General features: G+C 53.1%; 29 protein-coding genes. 25 read left to right on the plus strand and 4 right to left on the minus strand.

Going from position 1 to position 18,052, the window contains the following annotated elements; genetic code table 11:
• Positions 1–175: 175 nt before the first annotated feature.
• A complete protein-coding gene (locus tag AC1DWA_RS24685) occupies positions 176–991 on the minus strand; it encodes a DUF4190 domain-containing protein (protein ID WP_477845850.1) in 816 nt (271 codons plus the stop codon).
• A 214-nt stretch (positions 992–1,205) separates the two neighbouring features.
• Between AC1DWA_RS24685 and AC1DWA_RS24690 the strand changes: the two genes are divergently transcribed.
• The 6 genes from AC1DWA_RS24690 to AC1DWA_RS24715 all read left to right on the plus strand — a co-directional run bounded on the left by AC1DWA_RS24690 (position 1,206) and on the right by AC1DWA_RS24715 (position 4,469).
• The gene (locus tag AC1DWA_RS24690; RefSeq protein WP_477845851.1) at positions 1,206–1,661 is read left to right on the plus strand and encodes a hypothetical protein; all 456 of its coding nucleotides are present in this window, start codon (positions 1,206–1,208) and stop codon (positions 1,659–1,661) included.
• A gap of 163 nt (positions 1,662–1,824) precedes the next feature.
• Positions 1,825–2,394: a CAP domain-containing protein gene (locus AC1DWA_RS24695; RefSeq protein WP_477845852.1), complete on the plus strand. Its 570-nt coding sequence runs from the start codon at positions 1,825–1,827 to the stop codon at positions 2,392–2,394.
• On the plus strand, positions 2,391–2,663 hold the full coding sequence (locus AC1DWA_RS24700) for a hypothetical protein (RefSeq protein ID WP_477845853.1): 273 nt from the start codon (positions 2,391–2,393) through the stop codon (positions 2,661–2,663). The genes AC1DWA_RS24695 and AC1DWA_RS24700 overlap by 4 nt, the downstream gene beginning before the upstream one ends.
• Before the next feature lie 224 nt (positions 2,664–2,887).
• Positions 2,888–3,196, plus strand: a complete 309-nt coding sequence (locus tag AC1DWA_RS24705; protein ID WP_477845854.1) for a YopX family protein — start codon at positions 2,888–2,890, stop codon at positions 3,194–3,196.
• A 1-nt stretch (position 3,197) separates the two neighbouring features.
• Positions 3,198–3,881, plus strand: coding sequence for a GIY-YIG nuclease family protein (locus AC1DWA_RS24710; RefSeq protein WP_477845855.1), 684 nt, complete (start codon positions 3,198–3,200; stop codon positions 3,879–3,881).
• Positions 3,882–4,034: 153 nt separating this feature from the next.
• The gene (locus AC1DWA_RS24715) at positions 4,035–4,469 is read left to right on the plus strand and encodes a hypothetical protein (protein ID WP_064444422.1); all 435 of its coding nucleotides are present in this window, start codon (positions 4,035–4,037) and stop codon (positions 4,467–4,469) included.
• Here AC1DWA_RS24715 and AC1DWA_RS24720 read toward each other — a convergent pair.
• A complete protein-coding gene (locus AC1DWA_RS24720; RefSeq protein ID WP_477845856.1) occupies positions 4,466–4,690 on the minus strand; it encodes a hypothetical protein in 225 nt (74 codons plus the stop codon). The two genes, AC1DWA_RS24715 and AC1DWA_RS24720, sit on opposite strands and share 4 nt — an antisense overlap.
• A 101-nt stretch (positions 4,691–4,791) precedes the next feature.
• Between AC1DWA_RS24720 and AC1DWA_RS24725 the strand changes: the two genes are divergently transcribed.
• Positions 4,792–5,196 (plus strand): hypothetical protein, encoded by a 405-nt coding sequence (locus AC1DWA_RS24725; protein WP_477845857.1) that lies wholly within the window; start codon positions 4,792–4,794, stop codon positions 5,194–5,196.
• On the opposite strand, the gene AC1DWA_RS24730 is transcribed toward AC1DWA_RS24725, so the two are convergent.
• Positions 5,197–6,165 (minus strand): transglycosylase domain-containing protein, encoded by a 969-nt coding sequence (locus AC1DWA_RS24730; RefSeq protein ID WP_477845858.1) that lies wholly within the window; start codon positions 6,163–6,165, stop codon positions 5,197–5,199.
• Positions 6,166–6,714: 549 nt separating this feature from the next.
• Between AC1DWA_RS24730 and AC1DWA_RS24735 the strand changes: the two genes are divergently transcribed.
• From AC1DWA_RS24735 to AC1DWA_RS24820, 18 genes are all read left to right on the plus strand, one after another.
• Positions 6,715–7,086, plus strand: a complete 372-nt coding sequence (locus AC1DWA_RS24735) for a hypothetical protein (RefSeq protein WP_477845859.1) — start codon at positions 6,715–6,717, stop codon at positions 7,084–7,086.
• Positions 7,083–7,541, plus strand: a complete 459-nt coding sequence (locus tag AC1DWA_RS24740; protein WP_477845860.1) for a YopX family protein — start codon at positions 7,083–7,085, stop codon at positions 7,539–7,541. Before AC1DWA_RS24735 ends, AC1DWA_RS24740 begins: the two co-directional genes overlap by 4 nt.
• Positions 7,538–7,795 carry a hypothetical protein gene (locus AC1DWA_RS24745; protein WP_477845861.1) on the plus strand — a complete coding sequence of 86 codons (258 nt, stop codon included), beginning with the start codon at positions 7,538–7,540 and terminating at the stop codon, positions 7,793–7,795. The genes AC1DWA_RS24740 and AC1DWA_RS24745 overlap by 4 nt, the downstream gene beginning before the upstream one ends.
• Complete coding sequence (locus tag AC1DWA_RS24750) at positions 7,792–8,010, plus strand: hypothetical protein (RefSeq protein WP_477845862.1); 219 nt, start codon at positions 7,792–7,794, stop codon at positions 8,008–8,010. Before AC1DWA_RS24745 ends, AC1DWA_RS24750 begins: the two co-directional genes overlap by 4 nt.
• Complete coding sequence (locus tag AC1DWA_RS24755) at positions 8,003–8,368, plus strand: hypothetical protein (RefSeq protein WP_477845863.1); 366 nt, start codon at positions 8,003–8,005, stop codon at positions 8,366–8,368. The genes AC1DWA_RS24750 and AC1DWA_RS24755 overlap by 8 nt, the downstream gene beginning before the upstream one ends.
• Complete coding sequence (locus tag AC1DWA_RS24760; protein ID WP_477845864.1) at positions 8,365–8,697, plus strand: hypothetical protein; 333 nt, start codon at positions 8,365–8,367, stop codon at positions 8,695–8,697. Before AC1DWA_RS24755 ends, AC1DWA_RS24760 begins: the two co-directional genes overlap by 4 nt.
• On the plus strand, positions 8,697–9,110 hold the full coding sequence (locus tag AC1DWA_RS24765) for a hypothetical protein (protein WP_477845865.1): 414 nt from the start codon (positions 8,697–8,699) through the stop codon (positions 9,108–9,110). The genes AC1DWA_RS24760 and AC1DWA_RS24765 overlap by 1 nt, the downstream gene beginning before the upstream one ends.
• A complete protein-coding gene (locus AC1DWA_RS24770) occupies positions 9,110–9,400 on the plus strand; it encodes a hypothetical protein (protein ID WP_477845866.1) in 291 nt (96 codons plus the stop codon). The genes AC1DWA_RS24765 and AC1DWA_RS24770 overlap by 1 nt, the downstream gene beginning before the upstream one ends.
• Positions 9,382–9,702: a hypothetical protein gene (locus AC1DWA_RS24775; protein ID WP_477845867.1), complete on the plus strand. Its 321-nt coding sequence runs from the start codon at positions 9,382–9,384 to the stop codon at positions 9,700–9,702. The genes AC1DWA_RS24770 and AC1DWA_RS24775 overlap by 19 nt, the downstream gene beginning before the upstream one ends.
• Positions 9,703–9,708: 6 nt before the next feature.
• The gene (locus AC1DWA_RS24780; protein WP_477845868.1) at positions 9,709–10,512 is read left to right on the plus strand and encodes an ArdC-like ssDNA-binding domain-containing protein; all 804 of its coding nucleotides are present in this window, start codon (positions 9,709–9,711) and stop codon (positions 10,510–10,512) included.
• Positions 10,513–10,611: 99 nt separating this feature from the next.
• Entirely contained in the window at positions 10,612–11,028 is a 417-nt protein-coding gene (locus tag AC1DWA_RS24785; protein ID WP_477845869.1) for a hypothetical protein, read from the plus strand.
• Positions 11,025–11,654: a hypothetical protein gene (locus AC1DWA_RS24790; RefSeq protein ID WP_477845870.1), complete on the plus strand. Its 630-nt coding sequence runs from the start codon at positions 11,025–11,027 to the stop codon at positions 11,652–11,654. Before AC1DWA_RS24785 ends, AC1DWA_RS24790 begins: the two co-directional genes overlap by 4 nt.
• A gap of 50 nt (positions 11,655–11,704) precedes the next feature.
• Complete coding sequence (locus AC1DWA_RS24795) at positions 11,705–12,244, plus strand: terminase small subunit (protein WP_477845871.1); 540 nt, start codon at positions 11,705–11,707, stop codon at positions 12,242–12,244.
• Positions 12,201–13,409: a terminase large subunit gene (locus AC1DWA_RS24800; RefSeq protein ID WP_225989491.1), complete on the plus strand. Its 1,209-nt coding sequence runs from the start codon at positions 12,201–12,203 to the stop codon at positions 13,407–13,409. Before AC1DWA_RS24795 ends, AC1DWA_RS24800 begins: the two co-directional genes overlap by 44 nt.
• Before the next feature lie 45 nt (positions 13,410–13,454).
• Positions 13,455–14,360: a DUF2971 domain-containing protein gene (locus AC1DWA_RS24805; protein WP_477845872.1), complete on the plus strand. Its 906-nt coding sequence runs from the start codon at positions 13,455–13,457 to the stop codon at positions 14,358–14,360.
• Between the two features lie 161 nt (positions 14,361–14,521).
• Positions 14,522–15,841, plus strand: a complete 1,320-nt coding sequence (locus tag AC1DWA_RS24810) for a phage portal protein (protein ID WP_477845873.1) — start codon at positions 14,522–14,524, stop codon at positions 15,839–15,841.
• Positions 15,841–16,638: a phage head morphogenesis protein gene (locus tag AC1DWA_RS24815; protein WP_477845874.1), complete on the plus strand. Its 798-nt coding sequence runs from the start codon at positions 15,841–15,843 to the stop codon at positions 16,636–16,638. The genes AC1DWA_RS24810 and AC1DWA_RS24815 overlap by 1 nt, the downstream gene beginning before the upstream one ends.
• 85 nt (positions 16,639–16,723) lie before the next feature.
• Positions 16,724–17,203: a restriction endonuclease gene (locus AC1DWA_RS24820; RefSeq protein WP_477845875.1), complete on the plus strand. Its 480-nt coding sequence runs from the start codon at positions 16,724–16,726 to the stop codon at positions 17,201–17,203.
• Here the strand turns inward: AC1DWA_RS24820 and AC1DWA_RS24825 are convergent.
• Entirely contained in the window at positions 17,147–18,019 is an 873-nt protein-coding gene (locus tag AC1DWA_RS24825; RefSeq protein ID WP_477845876.1) for a hypothetical protein, read from the minus strand. The two genes, AC1DWA_RS24820 and AC1DWA_RS24825, sit on opposite strands and share 57 nt — an antisense overlap.
• Between the last annotated feature and the right edge of the window lie 33 nt (positions 18,020–18,052).

Consider the following 18,052-nt stretch of genomic DNA (forward strand, 5'->3'; position numbering starts at 1 on the left):
CCTTGGGTGTTGGAGCATCAGCTCATCTCAAGCCTGGACGTTCCCCTTAACTTGGATGCCAACGCGCACAACAGTTTCTTCCCAACTCTGAAGGCTGCGCGGCAGTCGGCACGCGATCGGGCGAGGGAATTGCCTGTGGTGCCGAACCCTGGTGTGCGTGGACGCTGATCCTCGCCTAGACGCCGCTGAACACGATCGCTGCTAGAAACAGCACGATCAGTGAGAGGAAGATGTATCCAAGGATGAGGCCCGCGAGCGCAAGACCGTTTCCTTGTTCGCCAGTCCGCTTGATCTGACTGCGGGCTATGTGACCAACTGGGATTGCAAGTGGCGCGATGACGATCCCCAGCACTAACGCGGCAACAGCCATTGAGTTCGTGCGCGGGTTATAGCTACCCATGGACTCTTGGCTTTGAACTACCGTGCGGGCCTTGGCTTGGGCAACCTGTCGAGTGTCTTCACGAGCAATACGGACGCGCTCAGACCGTTCGGGGGCGACCAGGAGCAGCACGAGAATCACCACGGCAACGAGGGATGCGACGAGACTGGCCTTCTGCGCCGTTGGTGCGTATTCGTGGGTCCATGACATATTGACCTGCTCGTCATACACGATTTGGACTGCACATGCGGCACCAAAAAGCACTAAGGCGCAGATTGCTGGAATCATGCTCCCCGCGACCGTAATTCCGGTGACAAGGCTCGATCGGTACTGAGGGAAGAGGCTCAGGACGAGCCAAACTGTGCTGACCACCATGACGGCTGAAGCCAGGAACCACAGGAGAAGGTAGAGCACAATCGTCGAGGTCCACTGTGGATCGATAGCGAGCGATTCGACACCTGAATATTGAGTGTTGGTGAGCCGTGCTGCGAGCAGTGCTATCACCGTCGCAACCAGGGAAGTAATCGCTAATCCGCGTCCTCTCCCAATGAGTCGACGCTGCGACTCGGTAGCGGAATTTTCCAGATGATCTTGGCGATAGAGATCCGACATTTGTTATGTCTCCTAAAGAGTTCCTTCGCGGATGAAAACGGAGTGTAGCGCGGTTCGTTGCGAATCGGAATATTTGTCATCTGTTTGGGGGACAAAGGAATCGGGGGCTTGCGGCCGACAGAGTTTTCCACAGGTCGTTGCATTTCGCTATTGCATTTATCGTTAGTTTGGCTCATAGTTATTTGCATAGTAAATAAGCAGGAATCAATGCAATATGAGTTCATATGATCAACCAAACAAAAACCGCCGCGGCCTCGTAGTCTTTCTACTAGTAATCGTTGCCTTCATCGCCGTCGCAGCCTTCAATCAAAAGACCGACCAACCAACTGGCCTCGTAGTTCCAACTGAAACCTCGACATCAGCACCCGCGCAACAGAAGTCCTGGCACAAGGTCATTGAGCTATCCGGCTCCACAAGTAAGCGCAGTGACATCTTCCAGCTGAACAGCTCCAAGCAACGGATCACTTACACAGTGAACGGTGAGTACAGCCCGTTCGTGAACATCTACGTCATGGCAGAGGGTAAATCCCTCGACAAGCACGGTGGAATCCCTGAGGTCACCATGGCTCCAGCAAGTGGAGATACGTTGATGTACAAGGTATCTGGCGGCTACTACCTCGATGTTTCGGGGAATGGTGAGTGGACGGTGATCGTCGAGGAAGAGCGATAGTCATGGGGGCACTACTAAGAACTCCCACTGAGGAAGATAAGCGTGAAGAGGAGAGGTTTAGCGCAAGGATTCTGGCGCGTGTACTTGAGTGGGAAAAGGCCTGGGAAGAGACCAATGGCTTTCCATCGGCCAACTCGACATGTTCGAGTGATGAGGCGAAGTCATGAAGTTGAAGCGCTTCAAACTCTCACCAGTCGATCCCGCAGCGTCCATCCTGATCATCCTGTTGGCTGGTCTCATCCTGGCACCGGCGATCCAATTTCAGACCGAAATATTCAAGACGGACAGATCCGAGCCTTCGCAGCCTGAACTGTCAGAACCGGCCGCTGTTTCCACCAGCGCCATCAATCCGAACTCCCTCGAAGCGCTCGTCAACGTCGAGAGAACCAAAGAAGGCAAACAACCCTTCACAACAAGCGACACACTTCGATCGAGCGCGTGCGCCAAAGCGGATCACATGCTCTCACAAGACTATTGGGCGCACACCTCGCCAGACGGCGTGACTCCCTGGACATTCATCGAGAAGGCCGGCTACCGCTACACAACTGCGGGGGAGAACCTTGCGAAGTCATACCCTGATGATGCGAGTCTCGTCGCTGCCTGGATGAACAGTCCATCTCACCGAGAGAACGTACTTGGCGACTTTAATGACCAAGGGATCTGCCAGAAGGCTGGGACGTTGCAGGGGAAGACGACGACGGTGACCGTGCAGCATGTTGGGGTGCGGTCATGAAAACAACTCTGCGAGAGGAGGTCCTGGCCAGTCCTGTGACGGTTGATGAGAAGAACATCCTTGATTTCTTCACGACTCTCTCGATCATCCTATTCGGTCGTGAGCTGTCGATTGAATGCGTGCAGTTCATCGTCCTGATCATGAGGCTTGGCGGATCTAGGCAGCGGGTTGAACCGCAGGTCATCACTCCCGTGGTCCAGGTTGCCGATTACTCAGCCGTGCGAACCCAGGAGTTGGCGGCAATGCACTCGATGAGGATGCGATCATGAGCCGAGTGATCAAGTTTCGTGCTTGGGATCGTCGCAATAAGAAGATCTACCCAGTCGTATCCATCAGGTGGTCGTACGGGTCTGTGTTGCGCCATTTTCACCGTGGAGTCCCAGAAGGATACTGGCTACCAGAAGAAATCGTAGTCATCCTTGGCAATGGCAAGATGCGTACGTTCTCGTACGTTTCTCATCCAAGGTCGTATATCCGTGTTGGATCACGCAGAGTGCTGAGAGGGCATGCGGGGCGACACATCCGCGACCTGACGCTCTTGGAGTTCACTGATCGACGCGACAAGTACGGAATTGAGATCTACGACGGTGACATTCTCGAATACCAATCACTGGACTACGACTCAGACGAACGCTCGGATCGATACGTTGTCGAATGGAAGGACCGTGGCTTCGTGGCCGTGTGGGAGCACGATCGAGTGTTGAAAAACCGGGACAACGACGGTCTGATCGATCCGCACCTCGACATCGTGGTGATCGGCAACGTGTACGAGCATCCTCACCTACTGGGGGAGCCAGCCTGACGTGGCGAAGTTCTACGTCTACATCACCGATCGACTTCATGGTAACCAGAACTTTGGCTTCGGTCACGAACGCGTGTTCACCGAAATCTACGACGCTGAGAGCAAAGCTGATGTCAAAGAGCTGGTGCTGAAGGACTTCGATTACATGCCGAAGGTGCGGGAGAAGACGACGGCGAAAGTGCCTGATACTGAACGGTTCATCACTAGCATCCATGAACTCAACGACTACTGGCATGATATCTGGTTGACCCCGCACAAGTGCAGGGAGTGCCTTAACGAGTACACGAAGATCGAGAAGGCGAAGTTTCGCATGGGCGGCTCACCTGAGTTCTGCTCTAGCGAGTGCCAGAAGCAGTACAACATCCGCTTCGAGGCGACGACGGTGGATAGCTACAACACCGCGACCGTCTACATGATCACCCACAAGCCGAGCGGAAAGAGGTACATCGGCGTGACCACACGTTGGTTGATGCAGCGCTGGTGGGAGCACATCAAGGCGCAGAGCGGATCGCCATTCCATCAACTCATACAGGCGAGCAGCATCACCGACTTCACGTTCGAAGTGCTGGAGGTGTTCAAGCCGAGTGAACACGATCCTTATGAACGTGAGGCCATTTACATCAAGCAGTACGACGCAGTGGAGCTTGGCCTTAACGCCGTGAGCGGTCACGCTGCGAAGAACTAAGGCGACATGAACACACACCCATCTTTGCCGCTCGAACCTCACGAGCGGCCTTCTGTGCGTTCCTAGTGACATATTTCAAGCATTGTCGTACGTTAAGAACATATGGGTAACCAACCAATCAATATCCGGCGCAGTCTCTTTGGCCTAGTTTGGTTGATTCTGGTTGGACTTCTGATCGCTGGATTCATCTATGGTCTGGCGTACTTCCTCCACACCCAGAACCCACGGGACACGACACCGATTGCAATCCTCCAGCTGATGGGCGTCGTCGTCCTGATCTCCACAGCGGTAACCGCCATCGTCTACAACCTCCACTCGATGACACTCAACGACAGCGGGGTGACGATCAAGAACTGGGGAAGTCTGTTCTTCAGCAGCGAGACGCACTGCGATTGGAATGAGATCGAAGACCTCAACGTGCAGCGAGGGGGGCCGTTGGCGTTCGTGGGTGGTTACGGCAATCTTCTAATCCAAACAGCAGGCACCGAGACGAACCTTCGATTCAACTACTGCCCTCGCCCTGAGTACTGGCGCGACTACATCGACCAGCGCAGCGAGAGCACACCTGAACTAGTTCGCAACGTCTAGAAGAACGAGAAGATCGCACCGGACACAACGAGTAGACCCAGACCAAGAAGCAGCATGTGGAAATCGTCCTTCATCGTTTTCTTCTCAGATTCCTTGTAACCGCTGGTACCTGACTTGCTGCTTGTCTGCCAGAGATCCCAGCCACCGACCAGGACAAGGAAGATTCCGACGAGTCCCGCCACTGCTTGTAAGAACCGCAGCACGCCCAAGATGAAATCCATCGTGAAGTCTTACCACGGCACACCGTCAGCAACGCCGGTACCACGGGTTCCCGCTTAGTTAACTGTTACTAGTTGTTGCGACCGAACGCCTTGTCGCGGTCGTGATTAAGCTGGTGGGATCAATCAGCGCACGGGAGTACATCATGCACCGGCTCTTTATCAGTATGGGACTCGATTCAGAGATCGGGATCTACGAGTTGTACGACCGAACGATGGCATCCGTCAGGCGTTGCTTGAGCGAACTTGGCTACTTCATCGGCCCTTCGACGCTTGAAGATCGGTCTGAGCAGCTTGGTCGTGGGTTCAGTCAGTACCTCACGTTGGAACCTGAAGGACAGCTGGTTGCCACGGTCATTGAGATGGATCAGATAGTTCTCTTCGAGCTACATATCGATGCACTGGAACGGGAGGTCAACCGTGGGTTGCAGTCGATCGTCAACGATCTGATTGACACCTATGACGACATCCACGCGTCTGTTCGCATCGCTGACGACGTTCGTGACTGATCATCGCTGACCGAGTTCAGTTTCCAGTCGTTCAGCAACACTGTCAGGCATGGTCGAGCAAGAATCTTCACCGCGCTCTTCCGCGTGGTCGAGTGCAGAGTCGGTAATCCCCACCGTCGCAACAGTGCCTTCCCATCCACCAAGCGCAGCGATCGAGCCAGGGTTGAACCTCGCGGCTATGTCCACCTTCTCGATAGCGAGTTGATCAGCATCAGGTCCGAGGTAGATCCCGCCGTCTGCTGCACGTTCGATGTACGCGGGTCGGGGTAATACTCCCGATAGTTGGTTGGCGTTGTACTCGCTCATGAACCACGGCGGGGTGTTGAAGTAGTACCAACTCGCAGCGCAGACCCCGTAAAGGCCAGGTCCGAACTGCGCGTAGTTGAGATACAGCTCCAAGATCCGCTGATCTGACATCGAGTAGCTGAACTCTGTTGCCATAACTGCTTCGAGTCCCTTACGGATTGCACTACGCCCAGGCCAGAGGAAGATGTTCTTCACCAACTGCTGGGGGATGGTTGATCCACCAACTCCAGCATCGCCGTCCATGTATTCCCTTGCCTTAGAGGTCAAGTCGCTGATCTCAAACCCACCAGCTCGCATACCAAGTCGCTGATCCTCGTGAGCGATCACTGCTGCAATCATGTATCGGCTGATGTGGTCGAGTTCGACGTACTGGTAAACGATCGGGCCTTCGTCTTGCAGCATGAACGACGTCCGAGGTGGCGTGAACCATCGGTATGAGAGTGTCACCATCTCCGAAAGCACTAGGGGAGTGAGCATTACGAGCGCAACGTACATCGTCCATCGACGCCAGCGGGGGCGACGTCTGCGGGTGGCCGGCGGCTGTTCGGGCTCATAGATCTCGTACTCGGGTTCCGGTGTGTGTACCCGCTGAGACTCGGGGAGCAGATCGTCGAGGGAGAGTCCCCGTGACCTGTCGAAAGCGGTGGTGTTGGCGGTTTCCATGGGTGGCCTCCCAATTCTCTGGAAAATCGCGCACGGGACAAATAGCCGAATGCGGATTTCGATCCATTTTATGCGAGATTTCGAGAAAGGGGATAGCGAGTTTCGGGGGTGGGGAATGGGGAGAATCGCGAGGTGGGGTTAGCGATTCGAAGATGGGGTGTAGCCGTCCATCGTCTGATGGGTGAACAAGTAGTCGATCTTATCTGCGTACTTGCGGACGTACGGGGTAAGAGTGATCTTCGCTGTTAGGGGGATATTTAGTGAACCGTTTGTTTTAACTATCATTACGTTACCTATTTAAACACAAAGTCTAAAGAATTGCAATAGTAAATTGTCCTCATCGCAAGGACGAGGACAATAATGTTTCAACGAATCGCTAGTATCTGAAAAATTAAAGCGTTCGTTACTTGTCATTGTACTTTATCTACTTCGGCAATTAAAGGTCTGAGGTTCAATCAAGTTGAAAGCTGTGGATAAGTTCGACCATTTCGCTATTGCATTTATTGGTCTTTTGGCTCATAGTTATTTGCATAGGAGAAACATGAATATATGAATCTAGAAAAGACATCCACACCCGAGTACATCAGCACTAAGTACTCCTCGCCTCGCGATGAAGTCCTGCATCACCTCTCGTTAGAAGGCTGCGCCAACCAAAGCTCAGGGGACACCGCATCTACCACTGGTTACTTCGCCAGGATCAGCAACAGTGAAGCCGAACTCCAAGAACTGACAATCAACTTCGAGGAAGCCATGCAGTCTGCCGGCCTCGTTGATCCGTCTGCCTTAATCGGACACTACCTCCTCGTTGAAACCGACGATGGCTTCGTTCACGTAGGTGACTACAAGTCTGAGGAAGAGGTGATCGCTGACTATCTCAAGCTCGAAGCTGCTTATGAGGACTGGGCGGGGGAGATGGGATGAGGGAGATCAAGTTTCGAGCTTGGATAAAATTCTCCAAGCGCTTCCTGCCGTTAGACGCTGCCTCGAAAACCTATCTGCGCCTGAATGCAAGTGGTGTCTACTGTGCGACCGTCGAGCCGATTGATTCGAATATGGGCCATGTCGCGGCGGACGACCTAGTGCTTACCCAGTTCACCGGTCTCAAGGATAAGAACGGCGTCGAGATCTATGAAGGTGACATCCTTCGCCATCCGTACATGACAGACGAGGACGACCCTGCTGAGCCTGACGTTGGTTATCTGGGTAGCGAGTCTGTGAAATACGCGGTAGGCGAAGTCAAGATAAGCCCGTATCTCGGTTCGTACCTCAAACTACGGTCGGGTTCGATCAGACGAGTGACGAGACATCGAGTAACTGGCGGTGAAGTCATCGGCAACGTGCACGAGCATGGTCATTTGATGGAGGTCACCTCATGACCCCAACTCAAACCCTCCGCGCTGCAATCAAACTCGCCAACTCCAACGGCTACGACAACCCTGCACTCTTCGGAACCATGGATCTGATTAACCAGTGGAACATGCCACCTCGTGCAGTACTGGGGATCTTGCTGATGAACCACGACTTTTGCCGAGCACTTTGGGGTGAGGAATGGATGGTTCGTACCCAGACCATCGCTGTGTCTGATGATCCGTTCGGGTATCTGGCGGGGAGTTTGGAGGAGCGGGGATGAGTAAAGACAATGCACAAGAACAATATATAAATAAGTTCGTCGATAGATTCGACCATCGAGAAGCGGGTAGGGAACTAAGAGATTTAGTCAACTCCGAAGTACGTCAGGTACTCGATAGGCTGCTAATTGAGCAAGAGACGTTCAGCGATGATTTTCGTCACAATCAGGCGGTAAAGGTAGCAGCTATCGAAGCAGAGAGGAAACGATATGAGTAAATGGGAACCAAGCTACAACGGAGAGCCAAGACCTGGAAACAGGACTTTTGCACTTGCTCAGCTAGCAATAGATAGGGGCTGGAACCCAGCAGGTCATGGCAAGGCGCTGAGTTGTAAATTCTTCTTCTTTATAGACGAGCAATATATCGAGATGAAGGTAAGAGGATATGCAGGCTATGACCCTACGATAAGGTTGAATGTCAGCGATTTTATATTTAATAAGAAGTTTGCAAAAGCGCTAGTAGGTGCGAAAAAGTACAGAAAGTTACTGCAAGGTGCAGTACTGAGCCGAAGTCCTGTTGACTATATGTATCGTGAAGCTATAGATAAGACGGCAAAAATAGGAACACGGATATGACTAACGCCCCTACAGAGTCAGAGTTCGATAAAGAGCTAGACCACATTATGGGTTGGTGTAGCGGTATTGCTCATAGCCCTTGTTGGTATGACGAAAATATCATCGGTAAGAATTTAACTGGCTATGACGAAGATATGTTGGCTAAAGAAGCTATCAAGCGAGCAGTTGATAAACATGTGATCGGTGATCCTATTAACGTCCACAGTCGATCAAATCTATATGCGAGCAAGCCAGGCACCGAGGGACTTGAGCAAAAATGGTATGACTTAGGAACGAACGGACGAGTTGAAGAGCAACGTAAAGCCCTATATGGGGGAGATAAGAAGTAATGGAGATCATTGAATTAGCGAATAGGATTAAGAAGTTAAGCGCAAACGATCGAATGTATCTGTTGCGTGAAATCCTCAACGATGAATCAATCAGCGTAACTGAGCTTCTAGTATCAAAGGTTGCAGATCTCGAAGACTTCAAGAAGAAAGCTAAAAATGACATCGTCATGGTTGCAACAGCTGGCATAGAACTCGGTGAGAAAGAGATGCGTGACGTTACAAAGATTAAAGGGTACACCCGCAAGAAGGACGACTCATTCAAATTGGCAATGGTTAAATGTCTGATCGAAGCAGGTGCTTATAGAGGCACAGAATACGGAGATGAGATCGCGGATGCGGATTTTGGGTCTGTTGATCAGGATTGGTACGAGTCATCTTGGCGACCTCTAACATTCAAAGGAAAGGAGAAGTAATGAGCACATACCCAAGTCAAGAACATTTTAACATTGAGCATAGTGAACCACGTGAGTATGGAGAAGGCGACTATTGTTTAGTGGGCGCACAGTACACAAAAGAGGAAGCGACTAAACGAATCAGCGATTTCATTACAATGCTGACAGGTGAACCGGCTTCAGATTACTACGACATGAATGAAGTGTATAAGATCTCTGTCGGAACTGGAATGAACGAAGATGGTGAGCCTGACTATTGTGTGACGTCTAGAGGAGGCGAACCTTATGAAGCATGGGCGGTAGCGCAATAATGCCTAACCCTACTAAACCAACAACCAACCTAACACGAGAAGAGCTGCTAGCTGCATTGCGTGGTGGAGCAATCAACTTCGACGACGAAGCATCGAAACTCATCGACACCTACACTCAAGCAAAAGAGCGTGAAGCAAGGGTAAGTGAGCGCGAAGGTATGCAGTTCTTCGATGAAAGTGGTGAGGAGACTTTCAAGCCGTATTTGCAGTATAGATTTACAGGTGGTGGCTTGAAGCTATCGTGGGAAGACCGTACGTCTGAACTCGCCGCCCTCAAAACTAAGCAGGAGGTAGCTAACTAGCCCCATATGGAACGAACCAAATCCAGACGAACATCCGAGCGCAAAGCTCCCGAACCACTCAACATCGATTACCCGGCCATGATGGAAGAGATCCTGAACATGCCTGGCGAAGTTGGCAACGCGTACAACAGGTTTCGACGCTACTCGCTGCTCAACCAGGCGCTACTCATGAGCCAAGGCGTTACAGAGCCGATCAACACGTTTAAGGGCTGGCAGGACCTTGGAAGACAGGTTCAGAAGGGCAGCAAAGCCAAGTTCATCATCCGCCCGATCACCATCAAGCGGGAGAACGACAAAGGCGAGGAAGAGCAGTTCATGCGCTTCAAACCCGTCAACTGCCTGTTCACCGTGTCTGAGACTGAAGGCGACGATCTACCTGAGTACGAGCCACCTGAGTGGAGTGAGAAGCGAGCACTCGGGGCACTTGCGATCAACCGGGTCGCGTACGAAGGACTTGACGGCAATGTGGCCGGCTACTCCTACGAGCGCAACGTCGCCGTATCTCCCGTAGCCCCTTACCCGTTCAAAACTCTGATGCATGAACTCGGACATGTAGTCCTCGGACACACAGCAGCGGACGCTCACGCTGAGTACACCCAACACAGGGGAATCGCTGAGTTCCAAGCTGAGGCAACGGCTTACCTAGTTCTCAACGAGCTAGGAGCTACCGATCAGATGGATGCTTCAGTCAGTCGCGGCTATGTCCAGTCCTGGCTCAGTGGTGAAAAGCCTGACGACAAAGCGATCCGTGCGGTGTTCAGTACGACGGACAAGATTGTGAGGGCGGGGCTTGAGGAGACGTCAGACTGACGCTCTAGCGCCCACTCTCAATAACCGCACCGTTCGGTCTGAACTTCGCAACTCATGTGCTACTTTCAGCGCAATCGTGCTCATTGTGAACATTGGGAGATGACCTTGAAGCGAATAAGTGCTGTTGTCGCCGCTGCCTCTGCAGCGGTTTTCGTCCTTGTTGGTTGCAGCAGTTCAGACTCAGATTCAGGCCCAAGTGCAGCGGAAGATCCGCAGGCAGCCTTGCAGCAAGCGGCGGAGACCTATGCCAAGGGTTTCTATGAGGGCGATGCCAGCGCTGCTTACGACCTGTTCACCAAGTCGTGCAAGGAGACGTTCTCGAAGGACGAGTACAAGGCACTTGCTGACTTCGCGCAGGCGACACCGAACAAGATCACGAGTGTTGAGGTCACAGTAGACGGCGATAAGGGGAAGATGGCCGTCAACTTCGAGGACGCGTCTGACAACGATCGCAATGCGCCTTGGGTGCTCGAAGACGGCGAGTGGCGCTTCGATGATTGCCGGATGCGGGAATGATCTTTCCGGTTGAGATCTGGGGCACGGTCGGACAGTGGGCGAGTGCCTTTGCGACAACACTATCTTTCATAGGTGCAGTAATCTTCTTTGCGCGAAATAAGCTTCAGGCTGACCGGGCGCAGGCGAACATGGTAGGCGTATACCTGATGTCGGATAGTCCTCTGAAGGTTCGCATGAGAAATACATCAGCGTCGAGTATTTACGATATTCGGGTGTCTCTCTTGCGCCGCCCGTTCAAGGATGTGCTTTTTCACGGTAATGGCACCTACCTGGTGGAGGCATTGCCGCAAGTAAAACGACAGTGGGAAGCTGCCCATGATCACCTTCGGTTGTATTTTGACCACGAGATAGAATCCCTTGCTCCTAGCGGGGATATAGTGCAAGAGTTTGAGGGTGTCGTGTTGAGTAATTTCCACGAGATGCACGTTTCTTTCATGGATGCCTCCTCGGTGCGATGGAAGCTTATTGTCTCTTCGTACAAGGACGAACAACGGCATAAGCTTTCACGTGTGAAGTTTGATGATGGCTACGAGAGGGAAGGGTCACGCTTTCAGGCGTACAGGGATAGGTTCAGAATCTGGAAATCTCGAAAAGATACGCGAAAATGGTTGCGCGCGAACAGGTAATGCCGCAACGCTCGTGACTTAATCTTCCATATGTCATAAACTAGTCTCATATGGAAGAACAAACCCCTCAAGAAGAAAAGAACAAGGGTGGACGGCCACTCACCTACGCCACAGCGGCTGACTTGAACCAGGCGATCCAACTCTACTTCGATCGATGTGATCCGCACGTGGTGAAGACCATGGTTGCGACAGGTTTCAATACCAACGGGCAGACGATGTTCGATACTCGTGAGGTTCTTACAGAGCAGAAGCCGTACACGATGAGCGGGCTAGCTAGGGCAATCGGACTGACCCGCCAGAGCCTTCTGAACTACCAGGATCGTGATGAGTTCTTTGACTCGATACAGGGGGCGAAGCTCCGTTGCGAGGAGTACGCAGAGTCTCAACTATTCGGCCCTTACTCCAATGGCGCGAAGTTCAATCTGATCAATAACTACAGAGGTAGACACCAAGACTGGTCAGATCGTCAGGAACTCACTGGTGCCGAGGGTGCACCACTCATGCCGATCGGATTAGACAGCGCCATTTTGGCCAGGATGCAAGACCGTGGCGAGACTCCACCAGTCACAACGGAAGATAGCGGAGAGTAGTTCTCGCTTCAAAGTCCTCAGGTGCGGTCGGCGCTTCGGCAAGACCACTTACGCAGTCGAGGAGATGAAAGGCGCGTGCCTCTTTGAGCCCGGGCCTGTTGCTTACTTCGCCACCACCAGAGATCAAGCTCGCGACATCGTATGGGCTGAACTCCTCGAAAACGTCATAGGCACAAGCAATTACGTCTCTCACAACGAACAACGGCTTGAGGTCACGCTTCGACGGCCTGACGGGTCTCTGAACCGTATCCGCTTGTTCGGCTGGGAGAACATCGAGACTGCCCGAGGCAAGAAGTACAGCCTGGTGGTCCTGGACGAGTTGGACTCGATGCGTGCCTTCGAGAAGCAATGGCGCGAGATCATCCGTGCGACCCTCGCTGACTATCGCGGACGTGCCTTGTTCATGGGTACGCCGAAGGGCTACAAGTCGCTCTATCGCCTTGAGAAGCTGTCGAAGACGAACGCGAACTATGAGGTCTTCCACTTCACGAGCTTTGACAATCCCTTCCTAAGTGTCGAAGAGCTGGATGAGATGCGCGGCGAGATGACCGTGACCCAGTACGCACAGGAGATGCTGGCCGAGTACCACAAGATGGAAGGCCTGATCTACGAAGAGTTCAATCGTGATCAGCACATCAAGGCGTTGCCGTTTACCCCTGAACGATGGGCGCTCAGTATCGACTTCGGTTACAACCACCCGTTCGCAGCGGGGATCTTTGCCATTGGCTCGGACAACAGCCTGCATCTGGATCGGATGGTCTACAAGCGCAAGCTCAGTGACGAGCAACGTATGAACGCCGTGCGTGACTTGATCGGGGATACCAAACTCGACTTCCAGATCGGGGACTCGGAAGACCCACTGGCAATTGACACACTCAACAGACAGCTCGGACTCAAGATCCAGCCTGTGGTCAAGGGTGCCGGCTCAGTCTTGGAGGGCATCAACAAGTCGAAATCTCTGCTCCATCAAGGACGTCTGACCATGGACCCATCCTGCGAGGACTTGGCATGGGAGAAGGAAAACTACAGCTGGAAGCTGGACAAGAACGACGAGCCGCTTGACGAACCAGTGAAGCAAGATGACGACGCCTGTGACATGGAGCGCTACGCGGTGATCACGATCCACGGCACGAAGAAGAAGGAGTTCAGGGTGCGAACTGCGTAGGCAGATATGCTCGCAGCTAAACCTCCCGACGCAAGGACGTGGAACTTGATCGACTTGGATGAATTGCCCCGGACGAAGAAGCTGCTCCGCACGGGTGTTCCCGAGATGCTTCACCAGTACACCAATGCAGCCTCAGCAATGTCGATCATCAAGAGTCGATCGTTCTGGGCGGGACTACCTGAGCAGATGAACGATGAAAAAGAACTGAAACTGGCGTACCAGTATTTAAACAACATCGCCCGCGGGCATCATCTCTACAAGACACTGACTGGTCGTGATTCGCTGTTTGCAGAGTGGGTGGCCGACTGTGACTATGACTATTTCCTGAAAAAGAGCCCGAAGTCTTTCATCGTTTCGTTGACGCCGGAGGGAGATTCACTCTCGCAATGGCGTGCGTACTGTGAACGAACAGGAGGATACTGCGTTGGCATACCGGGAGATGTCATTCAAACGGCAGCTGACGACGATGGTTGGTTCTTAGCTCCATGTCTATACGAACATGACGATATACAGACACTTGTAAGTGAGATATTCGATTATCACGTCGACCTCTTTCGTAAGGCTACAGCTTCCCTTTCATCGACCACAGCTTTCGGTAAGGCTACCGTGGCTTGCGGTGATGCACTCTTGTCGGATCTGAGGTTCTACGGTCACTTCATCAAGCATGGGTCTTTCAAAGATGAGAAGGAATGGCGGCTTTTGAAAACGGACCATCACCCGGCTGGCAGCGATCTGCGCTATGCGGGCGGACGTGAGGGTATCCGTGCTTTCATTGAGTTCAAATTTCTCCCTGATATCCATCCTGGATTCCCTTCGAGGCCAAGGCCATCACTCAGGATCGGACCAAATGTCATCCCTGGTAATGCGGAGTATGCGTCGACACGGTTTCTTGAGCAATTGAACGGCGATGGTAACGCTGACGTCTGGAGTACGAACAGCAGCTTCAGATGATCTTGCATAGTTGTGGACACCTAGGTCTTAGGTGAGTTGATGGCCCGTTGAAAAGCGTGACATCCGAATTGGCTTCGCTCTCGATGTGTAAGCCGTCTAGTCAGAAAGGCTAAATTGCTCTAATATCAGAAGTAGAACAACCGTAGCGCACACAACTTCATATGGCACAAAAAAGAACACCCCTTCGTATCAAGCTCGCATCAGCATTACTCGGCAGGAACAAAGCCTTCATTCCTCATCTCAACAACACGCTTGAGATGTTCGATACCGGTAACTCCATCAAGAATTACCGCACCAAGCAAGAAGCGATCACTGCCAACCTGGGTTGGGCGTTCACTGCGAACGACGCAATCGTGCGCCCGACTGCCAGGGTTGAGCTGAAGCTCTACAAGCGGGACAAGAAGGGTGATAGGACTGAGATCTTCGAGCACGACATCTTGGACCTGCTCAAACGCCCGAACGGTGCGCTCAAGGGCAAACAGATGCGCCGACTCCACTTCAGCTACATGAACTTCACGGGTGAGAGTTACGAGCTGATGATGAAGGGCGATGAGCCTTTCGAGCCTGCCAAGGGGCAGCTACCTGACTCGTTCCATGTCTTGCCTGCACATCTCGTTGAGTTCAAGCTGGGGGAGACGTACAGCCAGAGCACGGTGAAGTTCGACAACAAGATCTACTCGATCGGGTCCGTGATCCGCGACCTCAACCCCGATCCGCGGAATCCGTACTTCGGTCAGTCCATCATCACGGCGGCAGCCGCGACGATCGACACCGACGAGCAAATGAAGAACTGGAATCGTCGCTTCTTTGCGAACAACGCACGTCCAGGACTGATCTTCTCAACCAAGGAAGAGATGTCAGATGAGGTCTACAAGCGCTGGAAGGAACAGTTCAGTGATCAACACACTGGTTCCGAGAACGCGTACAAGAACCTCCTGGTCGAGAACGGTGATGCCAAGCCCTACATGGTGAGCCAGCAAGACCTCGACTTCCTCAACAGTCGCAAATTCACTCGCGACGAGATCTTCGCGATGTTCCAGACCTCACCTGGTGTCGTCGGCATGATCGAGAACGCCAACAAGTCGATCATGGACGGCGCGATCTACATCCACACAATCAACAACGTCCTCCCTCGCATCGAGGACTGGGTAGAGCTGCAGAACACCAGCTGGATACAGGTCTACGACCCATCACTTGAACTCGACTTCGTGAACCCCGTACCTGAAGACAAAGAAGCCAAGCTCAAAGAGGCTGACAAGGGCGTAAACAAATGGCTGACGATCGATGAGGTTCGTGAACAGTACGGCATGGAGCCGCTACCAGAAGGCCTAGGGTCGACGATCTACGCACAAGGGTCTCTCAGTCCACTTGAAGCCTTGGGGCACCAGGAAACGCCTGAAACGACGCCACAGGGCAATGGAAAAGATGAAACCTCAACGGACACAACGACTGAGGGTAAGAAGAGCTCCCCAAAACCATAGTGACCCGAGACTTCGCCGACGACAAAGTCGAGGAGTATCGACGTAAGGGAGATCGCCACGAAGCAGCGATGCTTCAGTCGCTCCGCGCTCAATTCGACAGCCAGCGGACTTTCATCCTGGGCAAGCTGGACACCACGCCGACGCCTACTAAGGGCTACACCCGCAAGGACTGGCTCAGCGATGTGGTCGAGTGGGATGGTTTCGACATCCAGCTGGCGCGTGCACTTGCGCCGGTACTGCTGACTGTCATAGGTGAGACGGGCAAGCTCGCGATGCAGCAGGTCGCACTCGATCCCTCGCTGTTCAACACGTTCAACTCAGCAATCCAGGCTTACTACAACGGGCGCAGCACCAAAGTTGCGAAGGACATCAACGACGAAACTGAGAAGCAGCTACGGGCTGAACTGTCGCAGGGGATTCAGGCCGGCGAAACCAGCTTCGAGCTTCGAGCACGCATCGAGAAGGTGTTCGGTGCTGCCCTAACCTACCGAGCTGATCGCATCGCACGAACGGAAGTCACTACGGCACAAAGCTTTGCAGACATCGAAGCGTGGAGTCAGTCTGGCGTTGTCGAGTCGAAGGAGTGGTACACAGCGCTTGATGAGCGTGTATGTAAGTTCTGCCGACCGATGCACGGCACGGTCATAGGTCTGAGAAAGAAGTTCTTCAAGAAGGGGGACATCTTCGAGGGTGACGACGGCAAGACGATCAAGCTCGACTACACCGACATACACGGGCCTTCGCTGCACGGGAACTGTCGGTGTGTGTTGCTGCCAGTTCTGGAAGAGTCTGTCTAAAGGCAGGCGCAGAAGCTTCCCTTCGACTACGCCTGCCCAGACGCAGGCTAGCACTGATCGAACGTATGTGCGAATATGCAAATAGATGCAGTACATCACCACCCCACATCAAGCCGAGTTGAACGCCGCTGAAGTTATGAAGGCCTGGGGCTTTACTGATGCCGTCGCAACTACAGGGGGAGCAGATGGTGGGATCGACGTCAGATCATCACGCGCTCTGGCGCAGGTGAAGTGGAAGGGCGGTGCTGCAGGTAGACCTGAGATGCAGCAGCTTTACGGGGCGCGGGGGACTGACACCAAGAAGGTGCTGTTCTTCTTTGCAGCATCCGCATACAGCAAGGCTGCGATTGGGTACGCCGACGAAGTGGGGATCGGACTGTTCACCTACGACCCGGTAGGGGTGATGACGCCCATCAATGGCGTGGCTCAGCGGGTAATCAGCTCGGGTACACCTGCTGCCACGACCACCGTCAGCCCTAGCTCGCAAGATGGATTGTTCATCGGCGCACTACTTCTCGCGATCGTCGTCATCGGTGGCGTCGTCATCGCTCTCGGGTACCTCTGATCTGCCGTTTGCCCGGATCTCCGCAGCTTTGTACTCAGCGATTAACGGGTAGCGCTGCGCCGCCGCTGCGAACACTCGAAGTGATTCCGAAGTGTTGTGTATGCCCGCGTCGGTCTCGAATGCGGTTTCCCAGGTAAAATGTTTCGAAAGCTCAATGTCAAGTGGTGGTTTATCGAACTCGATCTTAAGAAGAACGCCACCTGTCTCTGCGGGGATGACACCCGACTCAAGTCGGAAATCATTTCCAGGGCCTCTCGGTCCGTTAAGAGTGAAGTTAATCTTATCGACTGCCTTTGGTAGAACTCTGATGTCATGGAATGCACGATGCTTATCGATGTTGTCAAGATTATGGAGGCCGAGAAGAGCGTTTTGTCCCTCGACCGTCACTAAGTGAGGCTGTGATACCCGTAGCCCTTCGATCAGAGGTTCATCGATGTAAGGCTTCATTCGTCTACGCCATTTTCTCCAGGCGTCACCATCCTTCGATACGGGGAATTGAACATCGTGCGGATTGATCGGAACCGATGAGAGTTCGTTCGCCTTCTCCCACATCCACGCATCCAGAGCTGATCGCAGGTTATGGATGGCATCTCCGAACATCGTTCCCCACTCGTCAATTGGCGGAGGTGACGAGACACGAAGTTCGACTTCAAAAGTCCGACCATCGCGCGACGTGTGGTGAACAACGTGGGTGCCGTTCTTCGCCCAGTCGATTACCGCGGCCTCGAGGGTGTCGATATGGAGTATCCCGCGCTGAACCTTTGCCTTGACTGAACGGCTCAACTCGGGCATCGGCGGCCTAATCGGTGTGCTCATGGCGTGACTCTACATGATGTGACAACTTCGTAC

It is taken from the genome of Rhodococcus sp. P4_F3_2, assembly GCF_056401335.1.